Raw genomic sequence first — 22,331 nt, 5'->3', positions numbered from 1 at the left:
TTTGTAATTCCGATCTTAGTTAGCCGGAGCTGGTGGAACTGTTGGTGCAGCAGGTGCTTTTTTAGGAGCAGCTTTCTTCTTAGCAACAGCTTTCTTAGCAGGAGCGGCTTTCTTGGCAGCAGCTTTCTTTTTAGGAGCAGCTTTCTTAGCAGCGGCTTTTTTAGGAGCGGCTTTCTTAGCAGCAGCTTTCTTTTTAGGAGCAGCTTTCTTAGCAGCAGCTTTTTTAGGAGCGGCTTTCTTAGCAGCAGCTTTCTTTTTAGGAGCAGCTTTCTTAGCGGCAGCTTTTTTAGGAGCAGCTTTTTTTGCAGCAGCTTTCTTAGGAGCAGCAGCTTTCTTTTTAGGTGCAGCTTTCTTAGCAGCTGCTTTTTTAATTGTTGCCATTGTTTTTTGAATTTGGGTTAGTAAAAAAATTGGGTATTAAAAAAAACTTTATGGCTAACACTGATTAGGCTTCCGCCTGAGCAGTGGTATCAAATGCTTTAACAGAAACGTAAGTCTTGTTTTCGCGACCTTTTCTGAATTCCACAACACCGTCTGCTACTGCGAAAATGGTAAAATCTTTACCAACGCCTACATTTTGACCGGGATGATAAACCGTACCTCTCTGGCGAACAATGATGTTACCGGAAATAGCTGGCTGACCACCGAAGATTTTTACTCCCAGCCTTTTGCTATGGGAGTCACGGCCGTTCTTTACACTACCTTCACCTTTTTTATGTGCCATTGTATAATTACTTTATAAATTGTCTGATAAAAAATTCAGCTTAATCAGGGAATTAAGCTATTTCATTGATTTTGATTCTTGTAAAGTGGGTACGGTGACCAACTTTCTTTCTGAAGCCTTTTCTTCTCTTCATTTTGAAAGCGATGACCTTGTCACCCTGAACATGAGCCAGAATCTCTGCTTTTACTACTGATTTTACATCAGTGCCTACGGACAGCGTACCAGCATTATCTGTTAACAGTACATCGGAAAACTCCACTTTGTCTCCAATATTTCCCTGTAACTGCTGTACAAAAATTTCCTGGTCTTTTTGTACTTTAAATTGCTGACCTGCGATTTTTACAACTGCAAACATAATTATCCAAAATATAATTTCCGCAAAAGTAACCTTTTGTTTTCTAATAGACAAAGTTTTTCGGTCTTTTTTAAATCACAATGTATAAACACATAGGACGGACCGTTTAAAGCTTAATCTTTTCAAAGATACATACTTTCCTGAATTTTAAATTATTTTAACAAATAATGATTTCCGGCCACGGGCCGCCACATCCACTTTTTATCCTGTTTCCCGATCTCTTAAAAACAGCTATCTTGCTGTGCAAACCAACGCAATTTTGTATACTTTTGTCGTTTACACGAATAAAAACAGATAGGATGAGCACATTTACTTATTTATCTATTTAATTAATAAGAGGGCCATTTCTCCCGAAATTCCTCATAATCAATTAAATCTTCAGTAAATAAATATGCCCAACTGTAGTCTCTCAATTATAAAACAACAGGCATGAAGTTTAAATCACTGCTGGCCAAACCGTTTGCTTCTATCGTATATAATAAGATAAAGAAGGAAATGTTAAGGGCGGTAGAAGATCAGGAGGCTATCCTGCAGGAGCTCCTGAAGACAGGCAGAAAGACGGAATTCGGAACAGAACATAGGTTCAGCGGGGTACAGACACACGACGATTTTAAGCAGGCCGTGCCTTTGCGGGATTATGAACAGTTTAAGCCTTATATTGAAAGGATCAAGGAAGGCAAGCAGAATGTATTGTGGAAAGGACAGCCGATTTACCTGGCCAAAACCTCCGGAACTACCAGTGGTGTTAAATATATACCCATCTCCAAAGAATCTGTGAACAATCATATAGATACAGCCCGTAATGCGTTGCTGAATTATATGGGAGAAACCGGTAATACGGCGTTTGCAGATGGTAAAATGATCTTTTTATCGGGGTCGCCGGAGCTGGAAAGGGTTGGAGGCATCCCTACCGGAAGGCTGAGCGGTATTGTGAACCATCATATTCCCAGGTACCTGCGCACTAACCAGCTGCCATCGTACGAAACCAACTGTATTGACGACTGGGAAACGAAGCTGGACAAAATTGTGGAAGAAACCATTAACCAGGATATGACGCTGATCAGCGGCATACCACCATGGGTACAAATGTATTTCGACCGTCTGATAGAGCGCAGTAATGGTAAGCGGATCAGGGAAATATTTAAGAATTTTGATGTGATGGTATACGGAGGAGTGAACTTTGAGCCTTATCGTTCCAAGCTCATGGCCTCTATCGGGGCGCCGATCCACACAGTGGAAACGTTCCCTGCTTCCGAAGGCTTTTTTGCTTTCCAGGATTCGCAGGATAAAGAAGGGCTGTTGCTCAACACCAATTCAGGCATCTTTTATGAATTTATACCGGCACAGGAAATTTTCAATGAAAATCCTACGCGACTGTCGCTCAAAGACGTGCAAACCGGCGTAAATTACGCAATGGTGGTCAACAACAACGCCGGTTTATGGGGATATAACCTTGGCGACACGGTGAAGTTTGTATCTACCAATCCTTATCGTTTGCTGGTAACCGGCCGGATCAAGCATTTTATTTCCGCGTTCGGGGAACATGTGATCGGGGAAGAAGTAGAGCACAGTCTCATGAAGGCCGCTGCGGAAGAAAATGTGCAGATCACCGAATTTACCGTTGCCCCGATGGTGCAAACCGACGGCGAGCTGCCTTATCATGAGTGGTTTGTAGAATTTGAGAATATGCCGGAGAACCTGGAAGTATTTTCCAGGAAGGTGGATGAAAACCTGCGTCAGAAGAATATTTATTATGATGATCTGCTGACGGGAAATATCTTGCAACCCCTGAAGATAAGGACTGTACGTAAACAGGGCTTTATCGACTATATGAAAGCTATTGGAAAACTGGGAGGCCAGAACAAAGTGCCTCGTTTGAGTAACGACAGGAAGCTGGCAGATGAGCTGGCTGCGTATTTAAAAAAGTAAATCACCGTAATGAATAAACGAAAGATTGCCATCTTCGGATCCACCGGATCTATTGGCATACAGGCACTGGAGGTGATCGCTGCGCATCCCGACAGGTTTAGTGTAGAGGTACTGACGGCACAGCAGAATGCTGACCTGCTGATTGAGCAGGCGCTGAAATTCAAGCCCAATGCGGTAGTAATTGGCAGTGAAGCAAAATACAAACAGGTAAAAGACGTATTATTTGATAAAGGCATTAAAGTATTTGCCGGTGCGAAAGCCATGGTGGAAGTAGCCTCATGGAGCTCGATCGATATGGTACTGGCAGCCATCATGGGGTTTGCCGGCCTGGCGCCTACGTTGTCTGCCATTGAGCAGGGAACCCCGGTGGCATTGGCCAACAAGGAAACCCTGGTAGTGGCCGGTGATATTGTTATGGCTACCGCCCGCAGGAAAAATGTGCCTATTATACCGGTTGACTCAGAACATTCCGCTATTTTCCAGTGCTTGCTGGGAGAGCCTTTCAGCAAGGTGGAGAAAGTGATCCTTACCGCTTCCGGCGGGCCTTTCCTGGGAAAGAAACCGAACTTCCTTATCAATGTAAAAAAAGACCATGCCCTGCAACATCCCAACTGGAGCATGGGCGCTAAAATCACTATTGATTCCGCCACCCTGATGAATAAAGGGCTGGAAATGATTGAAGCGCGCTGGCTGTTCGGCCTGGCGCCTGAAAATATAGAGGTGGTGATACATGCACAATCCATCATCCACTCCATGGTACAGTTTGTAGATGGTTCCCTTAAAGCACAGATGGGATTGCCGGATATGAAACTGCCCATCCAGTATGCGTTGGGATACCCCGACCGGCTGGCCAACGATTTTCCCCGTTTCTCTTTCCGCAATTATCCGTCGCTTACTTTTGAGCAGCCGGATACCAAAACTTTCCGGAACCTGGCCATTGCCACAGAGGCGATGCACAAAGGCGGAAACGCTGCGTGCGTAATGAATGCAGCCAATGAAGAAGTAGTGAATGCTTTCCTGAAAAACAGGATAGGCTTCCTGCAGATGACGGAGGTAATTGAAGAAACGCTGGGCAAAATACCGTTTATTGAAACCCCAACCCTGCATGATTATTATGAATGCGATAATGCCGCACGTGAACACGCTGCATCCCTTATCAATTCTATCGTTATATAAATTGCCAGTAAAAATTAACAAAGAGTTTTGCCGGAATATGTATTAAAACTGATATATTAGGCAGATTAAAGCAGAAACAATTAAATGACTACAGAGGTAATATTGGTGAAAGCCGGACAGTTGTTACTGTCCCTTTCTATTTTGGTAGTGTTGCATGAGTTAGGCCATTTTATCCCGGCCAAGTTGTTCAAAACCAGGGTGGAAAAATTCTATTTGTTCTTTGATCCGTGGTTCTCTCTCTTCAAAATAAAGAAGGGTGAAACTGAGTATGGTATCGGATGGCTCCCTTTGGGCGGATACGTAAAGATATCCGGGATGATAGATGAAAGTATGGACAAGGAGCAGCTGGCCAAACCCCCGCAGCCGTGGGAGTTCCGCGCCAAGCCGGCCTGGCAGCGTCTTATTATCATGATAGGCGGCGTTACCGTGAATATTGTCCTCGCGTTTTTCATATATGCCATGATCCTATGGCACTGGGGGGAAACCTACCTGCCTACCGCCGCAGCCAAATACGGTGTGGTAACAGATTCACTGGCCCGCAGCATTGGAATGAAAGACGGTGATAAGATCCTTACCATCGATCATCACCACGTAGAAGCGTTTGAAGCTATTCCCGGAGATGTGATCCTTTCCGAAGCAAAAAGCATCCAGGTAGAGCGCGATGGCAAGGCTATTAACCTTCCCATTCCCGCGGGTTTTACCCGGCAGCTGCTGAAGCAGAAAGCGCCTTTTGCCATGCCCCGGCTCCCTTATATTGCCGACAGCACCCTCCCGGGATCAGCTGCTGCAACAGTGGGAGTGAAGAGCGGCGACCAGCTTATCGCCATTAATGGACAGGCAGTCCCTTATTACCATGAGTTTGCAACGGAGATCAGGAAACATAAAAATGAAAATGTGATAGTGACCGTTGTACGTGGCAATGATACCCTGAACCTGGCTGCCAAACTGAATGAGAAAGGCACCTTTGGCGTATATCCCAGGGATCCTTTTGAGTATAAGGTAAAGAAATACACTTTCCTGGAGTCTTTCCCCGCCGGTTTTCACAAAAGCATCGACAAGCTCGTTAAATATGTGCAGCAGCTCCGCCTGATCTTTGTTTCCAAAGAAGTAAAGGTGAGTGAGTCGCTGGGTGGTTTTATGACCATTGCCAAACTGTTCCCGGATGCGTGGGACTGGCAGATGTTCTGGGAGATGACCGCATTTTTGTCTATTATCCTGGCATTCATGAATATCCTGCCCATCCCGGCGCTGGATGGAGGTCATGTGTTGTTCCTGCTGTATGAGATCGTTACAGGCCGCAAGCCAAGCGAGAAGTTCCTGGAATACGCGCAGATTGTGGGTATGCTGATCCTGTTCGGCCTGTTGATCTTTGCCAACGGACTAGATGTTTGGCGAAATCTGCTGAGCGGATTGTTTTAAAATATTGCCGGCATTTGATTTAGTTTTCAAATGCCGGTTTTTTTTAGTATCTTTGTGAGCTATTTTAGCTGGGGGTGCCTGGTTTTGACAGCATAGATCTTTGAGAGTGTAAGCATGCCGTGCGTTGGATAATTAGCACGATAATCTGAATATTCAAACTTTAATTGGCGAATCTAACTACGCCATGGCTGCCTAATTAAATTAGGTATCCATTATAGCCGCCCGGAGTTGTCGCCTTATGCGACTCCCGCCGCTGAATCATAAACCCATAGGGATAGGTATTCATGGTTTCTGTGAGTGAATGCCGAAGCTACAACGGATAAGGAGACGGTTGGTTCGTTACGCCCCTGCCTGATCCCGACAAAACAATGCGTAAATAAGCATGTAGAAAGCTTTCGGCGAATATGTTTGGACGCGGGTTCGATTCCCGCCACTTCCACTTTTGAACGCGGGTTCATTCCCTGTTTTTCAAGATCTTAAAAGTCACTGATTTTCAGTGGCTTTTTTTATTTGTATAAGCTTAGAAAAGGCATTTAAACTGGTTATCCGGTTAGTTTTCTGTGTATGGATTTTACAACGGGAAAGCCTATACGCTACATATGGTTAATTCCAAATTGACAAGGCTGTTCTTTTTTGTTAATCGATGACCGTGCTTTTCTTAGAAAATTCTTTCGTATCGATATTATAGTTTGCCACATAGGTTTTATCAATTACCCTTAGCAAAAGCCCATTGCGTTCTTTCCATCTGCATATAGTCTCTATCTCCCTGGTTTCGCGAATATACCTATAGGCAAATTCATACCTGGCAGTAAAAGCATGAAAGTCCTTTTCTTTCTTTAGCACTTCTTTTTTATCCGCTTCCGGAATCACTCTGTCAATGAATGTTTTCCTTATATGCAATACATCCAGTTTAGTGTAATTTACTTCTGCCAGATCCGTATTCTTTACCTTAAGGAAATCGAGCAGGCGGGACCAACGATATAATCCGAAGTAAGTATAAACACTATCCCTGTAAAGCTCCTGTACTACTGGTGCTATGCTCATTTTCCTGGAAGAACCCTCATCTTTCCTAAGATAATAATCAATAAACTGGTCAATGGCAAATTCTCTTGCAAGTGCTGTGTGCTGACCCTTGCTTGCTTCGTTAACAAATACTTTTCTTATCTGACTGATATCTTTTTTTGATGGCTGGCCAAATGAAGGGCTGCATATAAAAGTAAAGGTGCAAATCAATATGATTATTCTTTTCATGTTCCGGACTCTTTCCAATCATAATTTACGACTTTTTTACAGTCATACTTCATCTTTTATTTCCAGGAAAACCAGGTGTATCCGGTTCCTTATCTATCTCAGAAAATAAGATTTTCCGCATCTCGTAAATCTTTTTCCCGTTTTCGAAAGCCTTTTTCGCCGGAAAGCAGCAAATTGCGGCCTGAAATTCCTGCAAATGCACGTAGCCGAGAAAGCTCCTACTCATATAATACAGACAGGCCAGGAGCCGGATACGGCAAACCGGGGGCATCTCTCATACCCGGATAAAAGCAAAAAGAAGAAAAATAACGGCAAAAAGCAGTCTTTTTTCCGGAAACTGGCAGGAGTGTTACACCTCTGGCTGGGTCTTATCTCCGGGATAGTGATCATTATTGTGGCATTAACCGGGGCGATTTATGCCTTCCAGCCTGAACTGACAGACGCCTTCCAGCCCTACCAGTTTGTGGAAAAAGCAGACGGCCCTATGCTACCTGTTTCCAGGATCAGGTCTATTGCCGAAGCTCAGCTACCCGGGAAAACAGTAAGCAGGATCACTTTTTCAGGGGCGGAACGCTCTGTAGGCGTCAGCTTTAATAAGAAAAAGGAAGGGTACTACTATATGGTATATGTAAATCCATATAACGGGAAAGTGTTGCAGGTTAAGGATATGGACAGGGATTTTTTCCGCCAGGTACTAAACGGTCATATGCATCTTTGGTTACCCGACCCGGTAGGCCATTATATTATCATATATGCCACCCTGATTTTTGGTCTCATCATCATTTCCGGTATTGTTTTGTGGTGGCCCAGAAAGTGGAGTAAGTCTGCAAGAAAGCAAAGTTTTTCGGTTAAGCTAAACGCATCTCCTAAACGGCTCAACTACGATCTGCATAATGTATTGGGGTTCTATGCCAGCTGGGTGATGATCTTCGTGGTGTTCACCGGTTTGGTTTGGGGATTTGATGTGGTGCGTAATGCAGAGTACTGGGTGTTTAGTGGTGGAAAGAAATATCCTGCAAAAGAGAAGACAGCAGTGGCGAAACGACCTGTCGCGCCCCATCAGCAGATGGCTTCCGGTGAAGATCCGCTCGACCGGATTGACGCACAGATCAGGGAGCGTTATAATATCGCCTTTGGCAGAACACAGTTCCTCTTGCCTTCCGGCGAAAAGGGAACAGTCACCGTCCGTTATTTTCCTGAGCAAAAGCGCAGCTTCAATGCAGACTATCTTGTATTTGATCCGTATACCGCTGCAATTTTACCCGCCGGCGTACGCGGGAAGTATGTGGATGCAGACGGGGGCGACAAGGCCAACAGGATGAACTATGATATTCACACAGGCGCCATCGGTGGATTTCCCCTGCGGCTGATCGTTTTCCTGGCAGCTCTCATTACTGCCTCATTACCCGTTACCGGTTTTTATATCTGGTGGGGAAAAAGGAAAAAGAAACAACGGTAGCCGTTCGATATACTATATTCTAAATTTTATTTTAGCTGTTCCAACCATGACCAGATACCTGTTATCTATTTTACTATGCATTTTTATAAACACTCTTGTTTCCGGCCGGCAGCAACCTGCAGGTAATCTGCATGGAGTAGTATTAACAGAGAAGGGAAAACCGGTTCCGGCTGCTTCTATAGTACCTGAAAAAGGAACACCGGTGGTAACAGATAAAGAGGGCCGTTTTTTACTGGATCTGCCGGTAGGAACGCAGCATATCACGGTGAGCGCGGTAGGATTTGCAACCCGGAGTATACAGGTAGATATAAAGGAAGGGAAAGATGAGCAACTGAATGTGGTGCTAACGTCTGAAAGTTTTTTGAACGAGGTGGTGGTTACTGCAGGTCGCAAAGCAGAGAGTATCCGGGAAGTGCCTTCTTCTGTTACCATTGTACGTGAGAAGGAAATTCGTGAACAGGCGGCCATTAATCCATCTATAACTTCCATTCTTGGCAATATCGTTCCGGGCCTGGGCACGTTTACCAACAAGGCTACCAATTCCGGACAAACGTTGCGGGGCCGCTCTGTGCTGGTACTGATAGATGGTATTCCGCAGTCCACCCCGCTGTTGAATGGCAGCCGCGATCTGCGCTCCATTGATCCCGCTATCATAGCGCGTGTTGAAGTGATCAAGGGCGCCACCTCTATTTATGGAAATGGTTCCGGGGGTGGTATCATTAATTTTATTACAAAAAGCCCGGAGGGCGATAAGAAGATTGGTGGTGAAACGAGGATCGGTTCCGATGGTAATCTTTTTCATACCAATAATACCATAGGTTACCAGCTTTCCCAATCCTTATATGGTAAAATCAACCGTTTCTCTTACCTGGTAAGTGGCGTGTATAATCGTACCGGTGCATTGAAAGACGCAGACGGGAATGTAATTGCCCAGGCGGATGGAATGAGTGAAACCCGGCTTTTTAACGGTTTTGCCAAGTTGGGTTACGAGATCTCCGATAAGCAGCAACTCACTTTCTCCTATAATCTTTTTACAAGTCGTCAGTATACCGACTATGTGAACAAAGAAGGCGTTTATGGAGTTTCTCCCGCTATTGGTATTAAGGGTACTGATCCCGGTGAACCGGCAGGAACGCCACACAGTCACAATATGTACCTGAGTTACCGGGTGAAAGATCTTCCGGCAAACAGCAGCCTGGAAGTGATACTGTATGATCACCGTTTTCAATCGCTGAACAGGTATGTTGAAAAGTCCAACAGCTGGTACGGCCCGGGACAAACATATATCCAGTCTTACAAACAAGGCATCCGCGTGAACCTGAATACTCCCTGGAAAACAAAACTTATTTCCGGAGATGTGACTTATGGACTGGATCTGCTGAAGGATCGTACCAACCAGGTGCTTACCGACGGACGGGTATTTGTGCCGGATATGAACATGCTTAATATTGCGCCTTTTGCCCAGGTGAAAGCGGATTTTCACCAGCTGGTATTAAAGGGCGGTATACGTTATGAAAATGCAGGCATCCGCGTGAAGGATTTCAACACCATCGCCAAAGGCCAGAATGGGGAAGGCAGTACCTTTATCAGGGGAGGGCGTCTTAACTATAATGCAGTGATGTTTAATATAGGGGCACGTTATAACCGCTGGAACATGTTCAGTCCCTTTGTAAGTTTCTCCCAGGCATTTGGTTTGAATGAATTAGGCCGTATACTACGCAGTGCTTCTGAAAATACGCTGGAGCAGATCCAGACAGACCCGGTAGTTACTAACAACTATGAAGCCGGCTTCAGCAGCGAGTTTGGACCGTTCAATTTTTCGGCTTCCTATTTTGTGAGCACATCTAAACTGGGAGCGAACCTGGTGGAGGAGAACGGTATCTTTGTTACGCAAAGGGAGCCTGAGCGCGTTTACGGTTATGAGCTGGTGGCAGAATCACGCATTGGTAAGCATATAAAAGCAGGGGGCAGCTATTCGTTTGTAGAGGGTAAAACGGAACAGGCCAACGGCGAAGAAAAGTATATGAACGGGGAGCGTATTATGCCCGCTAAAGCAACAGGCTTTGTGAACTATCAACCGGCGGATGCATTGAATTTGCAGCTTTCTATGGTATATACAGGTAGCAGGAGCCGCTTCGAACCGCGTAGTACCGGCGCCTATGGTTTGAGTGAAGGCCCTGTGAAACCGGTTACCTATTTTAATTTCAGTGCTGGGTATAAAATAAATAATGCCTTTAACCTGTCATTAGGTGTAGAGAACTTATTCAACCAGGCCTATTATCCACCCAGAAGCCAATACAGGGCGCAGAACCTGGAATATGTACAGGGAAACGGTGCAAGACTGAGTTTGAGTGTAGGGTATAGGTTTTAATGGAATTTAACAGAAAGGGCGTCCCAATTATTTTGGGGATGCCCTTTCTGTTAATGAATGAATTTACCCCCTGTTTTAAACGATTTACTCCCCCTGTGTCTTTGAAGAACTCTCCTATATTGCCTTAATTCCATGATAAACTGATCGCATTACCCCTCATCTTTCACGGTCAAAAAAATTCTTAGTTATGAAAAAATTACTATTCTATCTTCCCCTGGTAGCCCTGTTGTCCGGCTGCTCGAAAAATTTAAAGGAGGGCATTTTACCGGCTGATATAAAGGCAGACAGACAAATTACTGCAATGGCCCTGCAGGACGTAACTCCCGCAGATTTTAAGGGCGTTAACTGGGCCGATCCGTCAGATAATTTTAAAGATGATTATGTAGTGCCCACGGGATTGGTTTCTTCAGACAGCTATGCCACTACCAAAACAAAGGCGGCAAATATTATCAATGCTTTTAAACAAAGAGGTGCTAATACCATCCGGATGCCCATTAACCCGTCTTCCACATTACAGGCCTGGTGGAACAGTTATACCGCTGCCATTGATACCGCTGCCAACAGCGGGATGAAAGTGATCCTGGCTTATTGGGAAGGCAGCAGCTCACGCGATGGCCTGGTAGACAACACCACCCAGTTCTGGAACATGTGGCAAACGGTAGTGAACAAATATGTTAACAATAGCAATGTTTATTTTGAAGTATTTAATGAACCGCATGGTTATAGTTTATCAGATCTGAATAACCTGTATGCCGACTGGCTTGCACATTATCCCAATGTGCCCCGGAACAGGATATTACTGGATGGTGCAGGATATGCAACAAATGTAAATGGAGTGGGAGCCGACAGCCGGCTGAATACCTGCCTGTTATCCTACCATGATTACACCTGGTTTGATAACAACAAAAACACCACCGCAGATTGGGAGTCTGCTATTTCTGCTATCAGTTATCCCGAAAGAACAGTAGTAACTGAGTTTGGTATTCCAATGACCAATGGGAAAAACTATCTCGGCGCGCCCGGGCAGGACAGGGAAATCGCCTATTTCCAGGGCATGACCAACCGGGTGCTTTCACGCGGTATTGGCTGTATTTACTGGCCGGGATTAAGAGAGGGAGATAGTTACAGCTTATTAACATTAAGCGGCACTACGGTAACTACCAATAATGCTTCGGGGCTTTCCCGCCTGCAATATGCCTGGGGCCTTACCACTATCACACAGCCTGCTGGTGTATTTGATAGCGCGGCATGGTATAAAATTGTTTGCAGGCAAAGTAACAAAGGGCTTGATGTAAATGGCTCCTCTACTGCCAACGGGGGCAGTATTGTGCAGTGGGATTATTGGGGCGGTAATAACCAGCAGTGGAAATTGAATAGCCTAGGTGGGGCACGTTTCAGTATTACCAACCGTAACAGCAACAAATCGCTCGATGTGAATGGCAGTTCTACCACTGCCGGTACAGATATTGTTCAGTGGGATTACTGGGGCGGTACAAATCAGCAGTGGACTGTAACAGACATCGGCTTCGGGTATTACCAGGTTACCAATGTTGGCAGCGGGTTGAGCCTGGATGTAAATGGAGCTTCTGCTGCTAATGGCGCAGGTATTATACAGTGGTACTGGAGCGGGGCACGTAATCAACAGTGGCAGGTAGTAAAACTATAACCAGGTAATATCCGTTTTTCATGGAATAAAATAGACCGGGCTTCATCATGATGAGCCCGGTCTATTTTATTATTTACTTTCAGGCAAAGCAACAAACCGTATCACGTTCTTCCCGCTCAGGTAAAGCTTTGAAGCGGTCTTAACAGACATGCTGTTAATTTCACCCAGTTGTTTTTCCATGTCGGGAAGTTCTTTCAGTGCCTCATTGGCTTCTATTTTCCCTGAGATGTATTGCAGCCAGAATTCATTGCTTTCAGACTCCAGTTCATACTGCTTGCGGAAGCCTGCTTTGAATTTTTCCACCTCGTCGGCAGTGGCGCCCTGCTGCTGTAAATTAGCGATGTCCTGCTGTACCAATCCTACCAGGTGTTCCACATGTTCAGGCGCACAGCCAAATGATACATTGATGGCAAAGCGCTGATCAGGTTCTTTCACCATTGACCCGTCTACAGAAGGAGTATATACTTCTCCGGCATTTTCCCGGAGACTTGTTAACAGCCTGTATTGCAGAATTTCAGACAGTGCCTGCAGCTGCATTTTGTTGCCCGTGTTGTAAACACAGTCGCCATTGTACACCAGCAACACTGTGGCTTTATTATCCTTTCCCTTAGTGACGGTTTTTACCAGCTGCCCTTTGGGCACATGAACGTGGAGTTTAACCGCTTTCTCGTTTTTATGAAGAGAAGGCAATGCGCCCAGGTACTGTTCCAGCAAGGGCCGGATGCTGTCTGTATTGAAATTGCCTGCAAATACGAAATTGGCCTGTGAGGCGTCTGCAAACCGGTCGCGGTAAACTTCATAGGCCTTTTCCAGGCTGATGCTGTCGAGCCGTTCCAGTGTGGAAGGGCTTGTACGGTAATGATAGCCGGTTAATACGGCGTTGATGGTATCCCTAAATACAGTACCGGGATCACTGTAGCGGTTTCGTATTCCTTCCCTGGATTGTGCGATGGCATTTTCAAATAATCCAGTGTCTTTCCGGGGGGCGGTAAACCGGAGGTATATTAATTGCAGTGCTGTCTCGAAATCTTTTACAGTGCTGGCGCCGCCGATTCCCTGGCTACGCCCGCTGATAAAGGTGCCTACAGATGCAGATTTGCCGTTCAGCATTTTTGCCAGTTGAACAGGAGAGAAACCTGCAAGTCCTGATCCGCCTATGATTCCGTTGGCGCTGGAGGCGCTGGGGAAATCTGCATCTGAATATTTATTGATACCGCCGGGTGCAAAAGAAAGGAACTGGATGGCATCATTTTTATAAGTAGTGGGTTTGAGCCAGGCCTTTACGCCATTGCTGAAAGTGAATTGCTGTATACCTAATGCAGGGTAATTTTTTTCAGCAACTATTTTCCCGGGCGCCGGTAATTTACTTAACAGGGCCTGGTTGGCAATATTATCGCTGTACTGCTTCAGCGGGCTGGCGGCTATTTTTGCGAGCCATCCGTTTACTGTAACCGAATCAGGAAGATGTTCCTTTTCTTTTTCCGGGGCGATGATAAAAATATCCCGGTTGATATCTCTGATATATTCATTCGCTATTGTATTCAGATCATCGGCGCTAATAGCAGGGATGGCTGTTTTCAGGAAGTTGTATTCCCAGTCGAATCCTGGTGATGGTGTTCCGTGAAGGAACAGTGCCTGGTATTCCGCTACATAAGCTGCGGAAGGCGTTTTATCTTTTTCACGGGCCGATTTTTCCAGGTTGTTCAGAAAGGAAAGTTTGGCGCGCTCCAGTTCAGATGAAGTGAACCCGAAGCGTTTTACTTTTTCTATTTCCGACCAGCCGGCGGCAAATGCCTCTTCCAGTTTGCCGGCTTTTGCAGTTACTGAGAAGGAAAATTGATCCAGCCCGCCAATTAAGTTAGCGATACCTGCCTTTACCCCGAGGAAGGGAGGATCAGGCTGCTGGCTTAATTCCCCGATCCTGGCGCCGAGCATCTGGTTGAACAGCGATCTTTTCAGTGAATTAAGGTATCCGGTAGTGGTGGTCCACTTATCTGCTGTATGCTTCACCATCATTTCCAGGCCGGTGGTAGTTACTTCCGGATCGGTAACTGTCATGAAGTGATTTTTACCGGTAAGCGGAATATTATACGTGGGCCTTTTTTTTTCGTTCGCCGGATTTTTCAGATCTGCGAATTGTTTCCTGATCTGTTGTTCTACCTGGTTCACATCTATATCACCTACCACGATGATGGCCTGCAGGTTGGGCCGGTACCAGTCGTGGTAAAAACGGCGGATAGCAGCAGGGGGGAAGTGCAGCAGTATACTGTCGATGCCTATGGGTGAGCGTTCGGTATATTTACTGTGGTTTAATGCTATGCGGGAGGTTTGTTCCTGTATGCGTTCTCCTACGCCTCCGCGCAGGCGTTTTTCTTCAATGATCACGCCGCGTTCCTTGTCGATGTCGCCGGTTTCCAGCAATGCTTCCTGTGCCCAGTCGCGCATAATATCCAGGCCGTGGCTTACCATTGCGGGATCTGTGGTAGGAACGGGCAGCTGGTATACGGTTTCATCAAACGACGTATATGCGTTCAGGTCAGCCCCGAACCGCACGCCTGCTTTCTGCAGGTAATCTATCAGTTTATTTTTAGGGAAATGGGTAGTGCCGTTAAAGTTCATGTGTTCCATGAAATGCGCCAGTCCCTGTTGGTCATCGTCTTCCAGGATAGATCCTACCTTGTTCACCAGGTAAAACAATGCCCGTTTGGCAGGTTCATTGTTTCTGCGGATATAGTAAGTGAACCCATTGGGCAGCTGACCGGTATGAACGGCGGTATCCAATGGAATGGGGCGGTCCTGCCCGGCGCCCTGCGCAAAGCTTCCAGCCAGCGAGAAGCATAGCAACCCGGCGGTGGCCAGATAACGATAATGCATAGTTGTTTGTCTTTTGGTGGTTTTTGTGTGTAGCATGGTTCCGTTTATAAAAGATGGATGCCGGTTACAGCATCTCCAGTATACCTTCATTTTCAATAATGATCATGCCCTGCCGGTCGGCTGTGATACCGGGTTGCAGCCGGTAGGTATACCTGGGCACAGCGCCTTCCATCACGGTAGGCAGGAATACGAACTGTATGTTATTGCCTTTTATTTTCAGCTCTTCGCCCACTTCGAAAATATGTGTTGAAATAATAAAGAAGCATGATGTAAAGGCGTTGAATGCAGTAGTTACTGCAAGTGTGGCATCATAGGCGTCTTTTACATTGGTACCTTTAAACAATTCATCAAAGATGATAAAGAGACGTTTTTCTGCTGCAACTTCTTCTGCTACTTTTTTTACACGGAGCACTTCCGCATAAAAGTGGCTGTATCCTTTGTTCAGGTCATCGGGTACATTTACGGAAGAATAAAGCCCGTCGAGAACGGAGAACTGCACTTCTTCAGCGGCCACAGGGAACCCCATATGCGCCAGGTACAGCATGATGCCTGTTGCTTTCATGAGGGTGGATTTACCGGCCATGTTGGCGCCGGTAAGGAACAGTACATTGCTGTTGCCGTTGAAGGATAGCGTATTGGGAACGGCTTTATCCAGGCCGGGATGTTTAACCCCTTTTGCGTGCAGGAAATTTTTTTCTTTGGGAGAAGCAACAGCGTAGGAAAATCCTTTCTCCCTGGCAATACCTGCAACTGTAATGTATACATCTATCTCATATGTAAGCTCCAGCAGGGTTTTTAAATGCGCCTGGAACACATAGGTAAGCAGGTGATGCAACCTGGCGGTTTGCAGCAGGGATCTTTTTGCAGGTGTGCGTTCCTCCAGCACCGTTTTCAGCTGCTCGTCGCGCGTAATGCTGCGGACGATGCGGGCCCAGTTTTCCCAGGGTGTGCCTTTATCGCGGCCTTCATTTTCGAGTTGCTGAAGTATGCGCGCACCGCTTTTTAAAACGGCGAGGCAGTTATTGATCCCTTCCTGCAGCAGGGGATAGGTATCCTCTTTTACCAGGATTTCCATCAGTCTTTTCCTTCCGGTACGCAATATGGCAAGAGGCAAACCGGGGTCACCTGCTTCCTCCAGATAGGCTTCTGCACGGGTCAGCAGCACAGCATCAAAAGGAAAGGAAAAAGTGTTGTCATGGAAGTAACGGAAGGCTTTACTCCTGTTATTGATGGCATCCGCATCTGTGAGCGGGTGATTGAACATCACATCCAGCAGTTTTTCACCGCCCCGCGTGTTTACCTGGTTAAACAGACTGAAAACTGAGTTGGTATTATATTTCCCTAACAGCGACAGGTCATCCAGTGTTTGTTTATCGGCAATAAAGCTCATGTGTTTTCCTTTATTGATTTTTCCTGGTTAATATATCCAGTATACCTTCATTTTTTATAATAACCATCCCGTGCCTGTCGGAGGTGATACCGGAGGCCAGTTTGTGCGTATACACGGGTTTATTCCCTTCCATTAACGTTGGCAGATATACGAAGTTGATGTTGCTGCATTTTTCCCTGAGCACATCGCCGGCTTCAATGATATGCGTGGATACCACGAACATGCAATTCTGCCTGCGTGCAATAGCGGAAGTGATGGCAATGGTTGCCTCATATGCATCTTTCACATTGGTGCCGCGGAACAGCTCATCAAAGATCACGAACAGGTATTTATCCCTGCTTAGTTCCCTGGCAATTGTTTTAATACGCAATACTTCTGCATAAAAATGGCTGGCTCCCTGGCTCAGGTTGTCGGGCAGGTTAATGGTGGTATAGATACCATCTCTTACAGAAAATTCCATCCTGGAAGCCGGTACCGGAAAGCCCATCTGGGCAAGGTACATGGCTATTCCCAGCGCTTTCATGAAGGTAGACTTTCCTGCCATGTTTGCTCCCGTCAGGAAAATAATATTGCTGGAAGAAGTGATGGATAGTGAGTTAGCCACCGGTTTGGTCAGGCATGGGTGATAAAAATCTTCCAGCACTACTGTCTGCAATTCTTTTGGTAATGCCACAGGGAAGGAATATTTTCTCTCTCTGGCGGTGCGTGCCACAGAAAGGTATACATCTGCCTGATAAATTTGCCGCAATAACTGCAGGATGTTTTCCCGCTGCCGGAAGCGGAGTACTTTATCGTACTCCGCAATCCTGGCAAAGGAAAATTTTTGTTTGGCATGTTCCTGTATCAGCGGCTTTAATTCGTTCAGGCCCAGCAATTGGTCTATGGCTGCCAGTTCTTTACTGTAGGGAATATCTGCCACCTGCTGCCGGATACTTTCTGCAAATGCTTTGGTGGCCTGCAGTATATGGATTAAGCATATCACGCCCTTTTCAAGGGCCTTGTATTCGGTATCGGCAGCAATGAGCTGGTTGAATTTGCGGTTCAGTGTATCCTCATGCTCATTCAGCCGGGTGCGCTCGTCGGTGTTCTGCAAGTGTTGTTCTGCAGCATCAAACCATTCACTTTCATACGGGAAAGGGATCTCCTTCCCGGAAAAGGCACGGATAATGCTGCTGCGTGCGTTGATCGCATTTTCATCCGACAACGGGTTGCGGAACATTTCTTCCAGCAGTTCTGATCCGCCACGGGTGAAGGTCCGGTTAAAGATGGCGTACACTGTATCGCCACCTCCTTTCCCGAAAATATTCAGATCGTTCAGCGTTTGTTTATCGGTCATTAAGCTCATACCAGCTATCTGTTTTACTTTCTTCTTCTCCTGATGAGTAAAATGGTGCTTCCAATTAATAATATACCCGGAATAACACCCATCAATCCGTATCTCACCACTTTCAGGCTTTCCTTGGTGAGGAAGATCTCGTTGTCTGACCCAACAGGGCGGCTTACGTCAACAGGTACCGTGGCGTACGACAGCCAGTGGAACATACCCGGGATCAAAGAAAAGTTGGAAGCGCCGTATATCCTTATGGGTGGTCTCATACCACCGTTGCTGATACAGTCCGCATCCCCGATGATCATGATACGTTGTTCCTTGTTACCTACTTTTCTTGACAGGGCCAGCGCGGTTACAAAGCTGTCTACTTTCTCACCGCTGGCAACATCCACGGTAGCGGAGTCGTTTACATAGTCGATGGTTTGCAGCTCATTCCATGTTTTCATGGTATCGGTTTGCAGAACGGGAACGGCTTTGAAGCCTTTGTTTTCAGCCATTACAAGCCCTGCTGATTTCACCATGCCTACATACAGATGCCGCTGGATCATATCGGTGAACATCGGTGCAATTTTTTTGGACGCTTCTGTTGGCCGGCATATCACTACGTTGGCAGCAACATCCTGCTTGGGTTGCACCAGCTGGCCCGGTATTGTTTTAACGCCAAACTGTGCAATGAACGATTCCATTATTTCAGATCCTGGTTTTAACGTAATTGCCAGGTTGCCACCGTTGGCGATGTATGCGTCCAGTTTCTTTTTCACAACGGAATCCATGAGTTGTTGCATATCGGAGATCACGATGATGTCTACTTCTTTCGGGATCTGTTTATCGCCGGAAAGGTCCAGTGTTTCCACGTCGCAGCCCTGGTTGGTAAGTGCATAGCGGAATGTTTTAACGGAAGAGAACAACGTATAGTCACGGATCCTGTCGCCTTCTATTTTCCTTTCACCTTGCCCTTCGAGGAAGCCGATGCGGGGAAGTTTCATCACCATGCGTTTGAAAACCGCGGAAATTTCAGCTTCATCCGGGAATTTCATCATGTCGTCATAAATTCTCAGGAAAGCTTTTTGCCCGTTCTCTCTTTCCACGAGGCGTACAAAGGTGTTGCCTTCATCAGTGAGATTGATCTTCTTTTTTACCTGTTCCTTTTTAATTTCTTCCGGAGAGAGGAATAAATCAAAATCCAGGTCTTTGATATCGGCTTCTTTCTTGGCCTGTTCAGCGAGACTCATATTTTTATAGAGAAATTTGAGCCGCGGGTTGTTACTGGGTTCGTCGTAATAATAAACGTATTTCAGTTTTATTTCCGGTTTAAAGCGGATGTATTGTTTCAGGCGTTGTTTGTCTTCATTTACCTGGTCGGGCATACCAATATAATATTCCCTGTCGAGCAGGTTCACATAAGTGGTGATCGTCATACCGCCGTCGAGTTTGGCCATAATAGCCTGGCTGTTGGGTGTAAGGGTATTCCGTTTTGTTTCGGTGGTATCATAGTAAGCCATCAGTACCGGTCTTGAAGTGGCGTATCCCAGCGCCATAGCAGAAAGCACTACCAGGCTGTATTTTCCCCACACGCTGGAGAAAGAGGCATGGGTGCGGTTGGCCTGGAGCTTCAGCACGCTGAGGGTGAGGAACATGCATACCACAATAATGAAGTATAGTACGTCTTCACTGCAGATAAGGCCCATGATCATTTCATTACAGCGGCCTGAAATAGAGAGCCAGTAAGTAATGTCCCGCACAAAGCTGATATCCTGCCATACCCTGTTCATGTAGCTGAGGCTGGCCAGCAATACGAGCGTGCCCAGGGCTGCTACTACCTGGTAGGAGGTAAGGCTGGACATAAACAGCCCGATGGCAGAGTAGGCGCACATCAGCAGGTAGATGGACAGTAAACCGGAGCATACGGATGGAAGATCGAAATGATCTACCGTGCATACGCCTATCAATGTATAGATGAGCAGCACGCCCATCAGCAGTAAGCTGTAGAGCATCATGGCAAGGAACTTACCACGGATGATCTGGGAAGAAGTAACCGGGGAAGAATACAGTAATTTAATAGAGCCGCTGCTCAGTTCCCGGCTCATCAGCCCCATGGTGAGCAATGGCATATAGAGGTACAGGTAATTCTGCACAGTTACCAGCAAACCGAGTTGCCCGGAAAAGATATTGGCAGTAACGAAACTATTGCCAAAGCCGATGCGCTGCGCCCGCAGTATTTCCTGCAGGTGCTCTGCAAAAGCCATCCCTGTCTGGAAGGTAAATACGATAAGGATCATCCAGGCGATCGGTGAATAAAACAAGGTGAATAACTCTGCTTTAGCGATCTTGAAAACTCGTCTCATTTAATATTTTTTTATCAGCTTTTTATTTGTTGTTTTTTTTCGACAACCTCGCAAATACCGCATCCAGCGAGCTCTTTTCAATGATCAGTTCCATCAGTCCCCAGCCTTTGCCCACGCTTATTTCCGCCAGTTGCTGCACGGTCTTCTTCTCGCCGTCGTATCCCAGCCTGAAACGGGTGGGTGCTACCTGTTCTATGGATCTGATGCCTTCCAGTTTAAGCAGCTCATCATGGGCAGGAGGCATATCCAGGGATATGACCAGTGTATTGGGCTCAATGTAATTGTCGAACATCTCAATGGTGCCGGAGAAAACCATCTGGCCTTCTTCTATCATTTTGATCTCCTTACAGGTGGCCTGCACTTCCGTGAGGATATGCGTGGAAAGCAATACGGAGCGGTCTTTCGCAATTTCCTTGATGAGGTTCCTTACTTCCACGATCTGGTTGGGATCGAGGCCGTTGGTAGGTTCATCGAGCACTACAAACCTTGGGTTATGCACAATAGCCTGCGCGATGCCTACACGTTGCTGGTAACCGCCGGAGAGGTTCCTTAGCAGCCGTTCCCTGAAATGGGCTACCCCACATCTTTCCAGCGCCTGCTGTACTGATTTTTTCACCTGCGTTTTCTCCACCATCCTGAGGTCGGCGCAATACGTCAGGTATTCTTCCACGGTGAAATCCTGGTACAGCGGAAGCTTTTGGGGCATAAAGCCGATATTCCTTTTGGCTGCCACAGGATCATCTTTCAAATTAACCCCGTTAACCAGCACATCGCCTTTTGTTTGTTTCAGCACTCCACAAATGATGTTCATGGTAGTGGATTTACCGGCTCCGTTGGATCCCAGCAGGCCAACAACTCCCTGGCTATGGATCTCAAAATTTATATCTCTGACCGCCCACTGTGAGTTATAGCGATGAGATAAGTTTTCAACTTTTACAATGGCGTTTTCCATTCATTACGGATTGTTTAATAAATAAAATAGCGGTGCAAGGTGTTGCTTACACGATGCTTTGTTATTAATAAAATGTTATGAAGATGACTGCTGATGTGATGTTTCCCGGGATTTGATCCCCGGGAAACGGTCACGGGTAAAGGATTAATAGGTGGCGTTGGCAATAGCGCGAACGTCTATACGATATTTTGTTTTATAATAGTTAACCAGGATATCAAACTTTTCTTTGATCAGCGGGTAAGTGAGATAAGGCGCTATCTGTGCATCTGTCCTTTGCGTGATGTTCAGGATAAAGGAGTTGATATCATTTGATTTGGCAGTGGCCCAGGAATAGGTACCGTTATGCCATTCAAAAGGTGCGCCGGACACTGCGTTATAGGAAGATGGCAGAAAGCCTTTCTCCCGGTAAGCCGCTACGTTGGCAGGGTTGGCTGCATTGATCGGAGTTGCGGGAGCGGCGTTGGTGTAATTGCTGATGGTGTAGAACTCTGCAGGGATATCAAGGATATTATTACTGATATAATAATTCCAGATAGCAGCTGTGAGAGTATTCTTTTTCTCCACCTTTTGTGCGGGTGTCATAGTACGCAGGGATGCGTTCATGCCGGCGAACGTAATGGATTTTCCCACTATTTTGAAATCGAAGTAAAGATATTCCCTGCCCGGGGGATAACCGGTCCTGTATTGTTTGATGGTATCGGCCATCAGTACACGGTAGGGTATTCCCTGTTCTTTCTTAAAGTCTTCCGGCAGGAATTTTAACCAGATGTCGTCCAGGAAATTGAGCATATCACCTGTATAAGCGGGATCGCCCAATACGGCTGTATCAATCCTTGAGGCGCTGCCCCCGGCGGATTGCATCCATTCAAAATCCTTTTGTGTAAACACATAAAGGAAATATGATCCATAATTGTCGTAGAGTTGCTGGATTTTATCATTCGCCTCTTTAGGTGCATTTCCCTGCGGCAAAACATAGTCTGGCGCTATTGGCGTAAGAGGACCTATTTTATGATCCTTCGCGCAGGAGAATAATAATATACTGGAGATGCAGCCAATAAGAAATATATGCTTCATGTGATAATGGTATTGC

At 46.1% G+C, this 22,331-nt stretch carries 16 protein-coding genes and 1 other RNA gene; 7 read left to right on the top strand and 10 right to left on the bottom strand.

Annotated features, from left to right (window positions below; genetic code table 11):
* Window positions 1-15: 15 nt before the first annotated feature.
* The 3 genes from FN124_RS02965 to rplU all read right to left on the bottom strand — a co-directional run bounded on the left by FN124_RS02965 (window position 16) and on the right by rplU (window position 1,133).
* Window positions 16-381, bottom strand: a complete 366-nt coding sequence (locus FN124_RS02965) for a histone (protein WP_142683296.1) — start codon at window positions 379-381, stop codon at window positions 16-18.
* 64 nt (window positions 382-445) lie between these two features.
* Window positions 446-724, bottom strand: a complete 279-nt coding sequence (gene rpmA, locus FN124_RS02960; RefSeq protein ID WP_079468897.1) for a 50S ribosomal protein L27 — start codon at window positions 722-724, stop codon at window positions 446-448.
* A gap of 52 nt (window positions 725-776) precedes the next feature.
* Window positions 777-1,133 (bottom strand): 50S ribosomal protein L21, encoded by a 357-nt coding sequence (rplU, locus tag FN124_RS02955; protein WP_246121200.1) that lies wholly within the window; start codon window positions 1,131-1,133, stop codon window positions 777-779.
* Window positions 1,134-1,508: 375 nt separating this feature from the next.
* Between rplU and FN124_RS02950 the strand changes: the two genes are divergently transcribed.
* From FN124_RS02950 to ssrA, 4 genes are all read left to right on the top strand, one after another.
* Window positions 1,509-3,008: a GH3 auxin-responsive promoter family protein gene (locus FN124_RS02950; RefSeq protein ID WP_142683295.1), complete on the top strand. Its 1,500-nt coding sequence runs from the start codon at window positions 1,509-1,511 to the stop codon at window positions 3,006-3,008.
* A 9-nt stretch (window positions 3,009-3,017) separates the two neighbouring features.
* The gene (locus tag FN124_RS02945) at window positions 3,018-4,184 is read left to right on the top strand and encodes a 1-deoxy-D-xylulose-5-phosphate reductoisomerase (protein WP_142683294.1); all 1,167 of its coding nucleotides are present in this window, start codon (window positions 3,018-3,020) and stop codon (window positions 4,182-4,184) included.
* 84 nt (window positions 4,185-4,268) lie between these two features.
* The gene (gene rseP / locus FN124_RS02940; protein ID WP_142683293.1) at window positions 4,269-5,603 is read left to right on the top strand and encodes an RIP metalloprotease RseP; all 1,335 of its coding nucleotides are present in this window, start codon (window positions 4,269-4,271) and stop codon (window positions 5,601-5,603) included.
* Window positions 5,604-5,673: 70 nt separating this feature from the next.
* Window positions 5,674-6,045: a transfer-messenger RNA gene (gene ssrA, locus FN124_RS02935) on the top strand.
* Between the two features lie 194 nt (window positions 6,046-6,239).
* On the opposite strand, the gene FN124_RS02930 is transcribed toward ssrA, so the two are convergent.
* A complete protein-coding gene (locus FN124_RS02930; protein WP_142683292.1) occupies window positions 6,240-6,854 on the bottom strand; it encodes a hypothetical protein in 615 nt (204 codons plus the stop codon).
* A 196-nt stretch (window positions 6,855-7,050) separates the two neighbouring features.
* Here FN124_RS02930 and FN124_RS02925 point away from each other — a divergent pair, with 196 nt between their 5' ends.
* The 3 genes from FN124_RS02925 to FN124_RS02915 all read left to right on the top strand — a co-directional run bounded on the left by FN124_RS02925 (window position 7,051) and on the right by FN124_RS02915 (window position 12,350).
* Window positions 7,051-8,313, top strand: coding sequence for a PepSY-associated TM helix domain-containing protein (locus tag FN124_RS02925; RefSeq protein WP_142683291.1), 1,263 nt, complete (start codon window positions 7,051-7,053; stop codon window positions 8,311-8,313).
* A 46-nt stretch (window positions 8,314-8,359) separates the two neighbouring features.
* Window positions 8,360-10,684 carry a TonB-dependent receptor gene (locus FN124_RS02920; RefSeq protein WP_142683290.1) on the top strand — a complete coding sequence of 775 codons (2,325 nt, stop codon included), beginning with the start codon at window positions 8,360-8,362 and terminating at the stop codon, window positions 10,682-10,684.
* 187 nt (window positions 10,685-10,871) lie between these two features.
* Window positions 10,872-12,350, top strand: a complete 1,479-nt coding sequence (locus FN124_RS02915) for an RICIN domain-containing protein (RefSeq protein ID WP_142683289.1) — start codon at window positions 10,872-10,874, stop codon at window positions 12,348-12,350.
* Between the two features lie 69 nt (window positions 12,351-12,419).
* On the opposite strand, the gene FN124_RS02910 is transcribed toward FN124_RS02915, so the two are convergent.
* The 6 genes from FN124_RS02910 to FN124_RS02885 all read right to left on the bottom strand — a co-directional run bounded on the left by FN124_RS02910 (window position 12,420) and on the right by FN124_RS02885 (window position 22,315).
* Window positions 12,420-15,224, bottom strand: a complete 2,805-nt coding sequence (locus tag FN124_RS02910) for a M16 family metallopeptidase (protein ID WP_142685455.1) — start codon at window positions 15,222-15,224, stop codon at window positions 12,420-12,422.
* A 64-nt stretch (window positions 15,225-15,288) separates the two neighbouring features.
* Window positions 15,289-16,614 carry a MutS-related protein gene (locus FN124_RS02905; protein ID WP_142683288.1) on the bottom strand — a complete coding sequence of 442 codons (1,326 nt, stop codon included), beginning with the start codon at window positions 16,612-16,614 and terminating at the stop codon, window positions 15,289-15,291.
* A 10-nt stretch (window positions 16,615-16,624) separates the two neighbouring features.
* On the bottom strand, window positions 16,625-17,959 hold the full coding sequence (locus tag FN124_RS02900; RefSeq protein ID WP_142683287.1) for a MutS-related protein: 1,335 nt from the start codon (window positions 17,957-17,959) through the stop codon (window positions 16,625-16,627).
* Window positions 17,960-17,973: 14 nt separating this feature from the next.
* Window positions 17,974-20,289 carry a Gldg family protein gene (locus FN124_RS02895; protein ID WP_142683286.1) on the bottom strand — a complete coding sequence of 772 codons (2,316 nt, stop codon included), beginning with the start codon at window positions 20,287-20,289 and terminating at the stop codon, window positions 17,974-17,976.
* 22 nt (window positions 20,290-20,311) lie between these two features.
* Window positions 20,312-21,241: an ABC transporter ATP-binding protein gene (locus FN124_RS02890; protein WP_142683285.1), complete on the bottom strand. Its 930-nt coding sequence runs from the start codon at window positions 21,239-21,241 to the stop codon at window positions 20,312-20,314.
* A 144-nt stretch (window positions 21,242-21,385) separates the two neighbouring features.
* The gene (locus tag FN124_RS02885) at window positions 21,386-22,315 is read right to left on the bottom strand and encodes a hypothetical protein (protein ID WP_142683284.1); all 930 of its coding nucleotides are present in this window, start codon (window positions 22,313-22,315) and stop codon (window positions 21,386-21,388) included.
* Between the last annotated feature and the right edge of the window lie 16 nt (window positions 22,316-22,331).

Source organism: Chitinophaga polysaccharea (genome assembly GCF_902150045.1).
GTDB lineage: Bacteria > Bacteroidota > Bacteroidia > Chitinophagales > Chitinophagaceae > Chitinophaga > Chitinophaga polysaccharea_A.
This window is presented reverse-complemented; position numbering and strand designations above follow the sequence as displayed.